The 4809-nt window shown below is 37.1% G+C and carries 6 protein-coding genes; 5 read left to right on the plus strand and 1 reads right to left on the minus strand.

Annotated elements, in window-relative coordinates; translation table 11 throughout:
* Positions 1 to 467: 467 nt before the first annotated feature.
* A complete protein-coding gene (locus H6F47_RS28305; protein ID WP_190347181.1) occupies positions 468 to 620 on the plus strand; it encodes a hypothetical protein in 153 nt (50 codons plus the stop codon).
* Between the two features lie 13 nt (positions 621 to 633).
* Here H6F47_RS28305 and uvrB read toward each other — a convergent pair whose 3' ends face one another.
* Positions 634 to 2631 (minus strand): excinuclease ABC subunit UvrB, encoded by a 1998-nt coding sequence (uvrB, locus tag H6F47_RS26820; protein WP_347239116.1) that lies wholly within the window; start codon positions 2629 to 2631, stop codon positions 634 to 636.
* Between the two features lie 353 nt (positions 2632 to 2984).
* On the opposite strand from uvrB, the gene H6F47_RS26825 reads away from it, so the two are divergent.
* The 4 genes from H6F47_RS26825 to H6F47_RS26840 all read left to right on the plus strand — a co-directional run bounded on the left by H6F47_RS26825 (position 2985) and on the right by H6F47_RS26840 (position 4708).
* Positions 2985 to 3338 carry a hypothetical protein gene (locus tag H6F47_RS26825; protein WP_096565459.1) on the plus strand — a complete coding sequence of 118 codons (354 nt, stop codon included), beginning with the start codon at positions 2985 to 2987 and terminating at the stop codon, positions 3336 to 3338.
* Positions 3339 to 3383: 45 nt separating this feature from the next.
* The gene (locus H6F47_RS26830) at positions 3384 to 3605 is read left to right on the plus strand and encodes a hypothetical protein (RefSeq protein ID WP_190651791.1); all 222 of its coding nucleotides are present in this window, start codon (positions 3384 to 3386) and stop codon (positions 3603 to 3605) included.
* Positions 3606 to 3932: 327 nt separating this feature from the next.
* Positions 3933 to 4115 (plus strand): CsbD family protein, encoded by a 183-nt coding sequence (locus tag H6F47_RS26835; protein WP_096572553.1) that lies wholly within the window; start codon positions 3933 to 3935, stop codon positions 4113 to 4115.
* Between the two features lie 155 nt (positions 4116 to 4270).
* Complete coding sequence (locus H6F47_RS26840; protein WP_137669267.1) at positions 4271 to 4708, plus strand: hypothetical protein; 438 nt, start codon at positions 4271 to 4273, stop codon at positions 4706 to 4708.
* Positions 4709 to 4809: the final 101 nt, after the last annotated feature.

Here is a 4809-nt window from a genome sequence, read left to right on the forward strand (position 1 = left end):
TTAGAGGCTGATAAACACAGAAATTAGTGCAAGGGTTTTGAAGGGTATACCGGAAAAAGTGTGCATTTTTTGGGATTTCAAGAGATGGCAAAGAAATTTTCAAATCTCCTCCTGACTCCTGGGGCAACCACGGGGGGTTTGCCCCTACTGACTCCTGACTCCTATGCCCTCACGGAAAGACTTTCTCAGCAAACCCTACTTATTCAGGACTAACTTTAGCTGAACTTGCACATATTATCGAGAAAACAGAATATGATATTTATGTTCAATCTAATGGATATTTACCAATTAAAGAATATCGTCATAATTATCCAACCGAAAGAGCAAATGTTGTAGCTGAAGTCCAGTTTACTTGGCGACAAGTAAAAAAAATCGCAATTCCTATTAATCTAACAGTAGATGACGCAACAACTGATGCCGCTATTAACAGATTTACCACTCAAGCAGTTGATGGTTATGATTTGCTGATGCTTGAAGCTATTAGCAAAGCAGGAGCAGGAACAGTTAAGATTATTACTGATGATATGGATTATAGTGTTGTTCCAGGTATTCAGGTGTTTACTAGCAACAAATATGTCATTCAAGATGCTGCTATTCAGAAGAAGTTAGTAGTGCGCTAATTATAAATTAGGTTTACCTACCCAACATTTTATCCCTTAAATGCTTGATGCGATCGCGCAATTTTGCAGCTTCTTCAAACTCCATCTTTTTCGCAGCATCCTTCATCTGTTTTTCCAACACAGTAATTAACTCTGGAATATCCTCCAAAGCAAATTCATCAATATGTTCATCAACCACTTTTAAATCACTAGCATTCAACCGCCGTGAAACATCTAAAAATGATAAAATTGCATTACTTGATTTCTTAACAATCGGTTGCGGAGTAATTCCGTGCAGTTTATTATAAGCCATTTGAATACCCCGTCTTCTATCAGTTTCCTCAATAGCTTTAATCATACTATCCGTTAAATTATCAGCATACATAATTGCTTTTCCGTTGATATGACGCGCTGCACGGCCAATAGTTTGAATTAACGAACGTTCTGCACGCAAGAAACCTTCTTTATCTGCATCCATAATAGCCACCAAAGAAACCTCTGGTAAGTCCAAACCTTCCCGCAATAAATTCACCCCTACCAAAACATCAAACTTCCCATTTCTTAAATCTTGTAAAATTTCAATTCTTTGAATAGAATTAATCTCAGAATGTAAATATCTAACTTTTATTCCTCTCTCTTCCAAATATTCTGTTAAATCTTCCGCCATTCTTTTAGTTAACGTAGTAATTAAAACCCGTTCTTTTTTATCAACTCTATCCTTAATTTCTCCTAATAAATCATCAACTTGACCTTCCGTGGGACGAACAAATATTTGTGGATCAACTACTCCAGTAGGTCTAATTACTTGTTCTACAATCTTATCTTCAGAAACTTCAATTTCCCAACTTCCAGGAGTTGCAGAAACGAAAATACATTGATTAACCTTTTGCCAAAACTCCTCAGCTTTTAAAGGACGGTTATCAGCAGCACTAGGAAGACGAAAACCATGATCAATTAAAACTTTTTTCCGTGCTTGATCACCGTTGTACATTCCGCGAATTTGTGGTACTGTAACGTGAGATTCATCAATTACTAATAACCAATCTTTGGGAAAATAATCAATTAAACATTCTGGTGGTTCTCCCGCTTGTCTCCCTGCTAAATGACGAGAATAATTTTCTACACCGTTACAATATCCCACTTCTCTTAACATTTCAAGATCATAACGAGTCCGTTGATCTATTCTTTGTGCTTCTACTAATTTTCCTAATTCTTCTAATTTTAATTTCTGTGATTTTAATTCCGCAGCGATATCAGCACAAGCAATTTCTAAACGTTCTTCTGGGGTGACAAAGTGACGCGCAGGATAAATATTGACTTTTTCTAAACTGCTGAGAATTTCTCCAGTGATAGGATCAATATAACGTATTGCGTCAATTTCATCGCCGAAAAATTCAATTCTAATTATTCTATCTTCGTAAGCTGGCCCAATTTCTAAAACATCACCACGAACGCGAAATTTACCTCTTCCCATTTCTACATCATTGCGGCTATATTGCACAGATGTTAAATCTCTTAAAACTTGCCTTTGGTCAACTTCCATACCTATTTCTAGTTTAATTGCGGCTTTGAGGTATTCTGCGGGCATCCCTAAACCGTAAATACAACTAATGGAAGCAACAACAATTACATCACGCCTTTCAAACAGAGAACGAGTTGCAGAATGTCGCAGCATATCTATTTCATCATTGATCGCTGCGGTTTTTTCGATGTAGGTATCAGTGACGGGAATATAAGCTTCTGGTTGGTAATAGTCGTAATAGCTAACAAAATACTCGACTGCGTTATGGGGGAAAAATTCCCGTAACTCGTTACATAACTGGGCTGCTAGGGTTTTATTATGTGCCAGAACTAGGGTAGGTTTACCAACTTTTTCAATAACTGCGGCGATAGAAAACGTCTTACCCGTTCCCGTAGCACCGAGTAAAGTTTGATAACGATTACTCGCTTGGATGGTTTTCAAAAGTTGAGCGATCGCCTGTGGTTGATCACCTGTAGGAGTAAAAGGAGCTTGCAGATTAAATTCCATGATCACTGTTTCGTTAAATCTACCCTTTCCTATAGTAGCGACATCCTATATGGTCTACCATTTCTTGCGTAGGGGTAATTCATGAATTACCCCTACTTCTGTTCTACGCTGCGTCAGTCCTCAAGAGGTCGGGGATCTGAAAGCAATCAAGATTTAGCAATACTTGTTTACATAAATTAATAGTTTAAGTTTACTTATGTATCACTTTTGAAGAAACTTATATATATGGGTTGTTTTTTAGAGTTAAACTCTACATATATTAGGAAAAAATACCTTTCCTTAATTATTGTAAAATTCACGTAACCAGCTAGATGCGTTAGTTTACAAAGCATCTTAGCAGCAAAGGAGATAAAAAAGTGGAAGAAAATAACCAAGGTAATACAGAACAAGCTTCTCAAGGAACAATTGTAGTCGCTGGGGAGCGTCCTATTGGTAGCAGTGGGTTACAAGTTGCAGGAACAGTATCAATTGCTGGTTTACGTCCTATCAGTACAAGTAGCTTACAAGTAGTTGAAACATATAATGCAATGGGTATTCGTCCCATTGGTGCCAATACCTTCAGCGTTGTAAACAGTATCAACTTATCCGGAAATCGTCCCATCGGTTCTAGTGCGTTGGTAGTTTCCGAAAACTATTCAATTTTTGGTAATCGTCCAGTAGCATCAAATACAATTGATGACTCTGATATTTTGATGGGTTTTCTAGACTAATTTACCAAAATTATCCTCATACTTTTATCAATTGATAATTGACAATTGACAATTGATAATTGTTTCATTCAAGACTTCCGCCGTGAGCGTCAGCCATACGGTTTAAAAGCTCCCCTTTCCAGGGGAAAAAACCAAAAAAAATCCGCTTTTTCAATCCTCTTCCTTGAAGAGAGAGGTCATTTTCAATTTTTCCCAGTCTTATTCATAAACTGGGATTTTTTATGGGAAAAATGCCAAAATCAAGAATCAGAATATTTGCTTAATTAGGGTTTGCTGAATAAACCTAAAACCTTGATATATCAAAGGTTAGAGGCTGATAAACACAGAAATTAGTGCAAGGGTTTTGAAGGGTATACCGGAAAAAGTGTGCATTTTTGGGGATTTCAAGAGATGGCAAAGAAATTTTCAAATCTCCTCCTGACTCCTGACTCCTGACTCCTGACTCCTATGCCCTCACGGAAAGACTTTCTCAGCAACCCCTATTTATTCCTTTTTGTATAGATATTTAACATCAACTGTATACCTGATGGTGGAAGTAATCAGCCTATATTACCGCTAGTGTGGAATAGTAATTGCAAACAAATAGGACAACAAATGACTTTAGAAGAAAGAGCAAAAGCTACAGCAAAAAATATTGAAGGTAAAGCACAAGAAGCATTAGGAAACGTTACTGGAGATCCAGAAGATAAAACAGAAGGTAAAGCTAAACAAGCAGAAAGCGAAGTACGTCACGCTGTAGAAGATGTCAAAGATAACGTCAAGAAAAAGCTTGATTAATAGTTCGTAGTTGCGATTTATCCCTATAGGTTCGTAGTTAGCGATTTATCGCTAAATTCCCATATTTTTTAGGGCTAAAGCCCTAACTACGAACCTTCCTGAAAATAGGACTTAAAAATAGGACTTAAATTTTTATTTGTCTGAGGAGAAAAATTATGAATCTAATTCAGGAGAGTCGTAAAATTTTGACTGCTTTTGTGTTGATTTTAATATTAACTTTAACCTCTGCTTGTGGTGGGGGAAGAGTTGCAGAAGTTGATCGCTCAACGACTCCAGCGGTGGGAAGAGATGTGACTTATGCTGAATTAGAACGTGGTAATACTCCCGCAGGGCAAAATTTTGGTAATTGGGTTGTACAAACTTCTAAGGGGTTAATTACTGATGCTTATGTGCGAGATAATAATAAGCTAGGTGTGGTTATTTCTCCTCAAGTTAGTCCTAATGAAGTGCGTCCTTTAGCGAGTTCTTTGGTACAAGGTTTTAGAAAGAATTTTCCTAATCAGGATGTGAAGGTTTTGGTATATAGTCCTGATAAAAAACTAATTTTGACTGCTGATTATGTTGCTCAGACTAATCAAATTAGGTATAGCTAGGGTTTGCTGAATAAACCTAAAACCTTGATATATCAAAGGTTAGAGGCTGATAAACACAGAAATTAGTGCAAGGGTTTTGAAGGGTATACCGGAAAAAGTGT

The sequence above is a fragment of the Sphaerospermopsis sp. FACHB-1094 genome (genome assembly GCF_014696195.1).
GTDB lineage: Bacteria > Cyanobacteriota > Cyanobacteriia > Cyanobacteriales > Nostocaceae > Sphaerospermopsis > Sphaerospermopsis kisseleviana.